This window comes from Oscillibacter sp. CAG:155 (assembly GCA_000436875.1).
Classification (GTDB): Bacteria; Bacillota; Clostridia; order Oscillospirales; family Oscillospiraceae; genus Oscillibacter.
The window spans coordinates 1-912 of record FR890915.1; the positions used below are offsets into that span (position 1 = coordinate 1).

The window sequence follows — 912 nt, forward strand, 5'->3', positions numbered from 1 at the left end:
AGAATTTGGATGGTCGTCTGAATGTCCCTTGGTGATTCGATCTGCATGGCACCCCGGAAGAGCAGTTCTTCCTTTGCTGTCATGTTTTCCAACCGTTGTTCCAGCCAATCATGTTCCGATTTGCCCATCTCCATCCCCTCAAGAAGAGGGGCAAGGCGGTGTTTCATGGACTCATCACCTCCATCTGCGGCCCATAATGGGACTGCGAGTAACTCACATCCAGGTCGGTGTGCTGTACCACATAGCCTTCAGAGGTGAAGACTCCGCCCTCCTCCATTCTGGCCTTTCGGCCAATGGCTGCATAGTCCAGGACTTCATACACCTCTTCCGGCAGGCCGGGAGGAATCACCGGGAAGTCATTGTCCACATAGAAGTGTCCCAGTTGCTCGTCATTCCCAACTCCTGGAGCAACATGACAGCAGTCCGCACTGTTGGCCAGGTCGATCAGACGACACAGTGGCAGTTCCATCGTTCCTTTATCCAGATCCATGCGGACAAGCCCCTCGAAGGCCGCTTCCTGGACAGGTTCCAAGGAGGCCAGTTTCTTAGCCAGCAGATTCAACTCTGTCAGATCCATATCCTCTGGCATGTGCTCCTTAAGGTATTCCCGCCCACAGAAGTCCGATACTTCGGTATAGAGGGGAGAGCCGGTGTTCAGTTCCAGTTGGAGTGCATCCAGTTTTTCCTGTTCCATAGGCAGTTCTACCAACCGGTGATCAACACTGTCCATTTCCAAAGGACTTACATATACGATGAATCCTTTATTCAAGCGTCATTCCTCCCATCTCCTGGTTCTGATGTTCTTCATACCACTTGGGATCCGCACCAGGTACATCCCAACCGCACATGCTGCCAGTGAGCATTGCCTGTTCCTGAGCCGGAGTAATGCCTCGGCGCTGGTTGTTATAGTCC

The 912-nt window shown here is 52.6% G+C and carries 1 protein-coding gene; it reads right to left on the reverse strand.

The genetic code is table 11. The features are described 5' to 3' along the window. Nucleotides 1-163: 163 nt before the first annotated feature. Nucleotides 164-769, reverse strand: coding sequence for an antirestriction protein ArdA (locus QZL67_RS06370; protein ID WP_022289911.1), 606 nt, complete (start codon nucleotides 767-769; stop codon nucleotides 164-166). Between the last annotated feature and the right edge of the window lie 143 nt (nucleotides 770-912).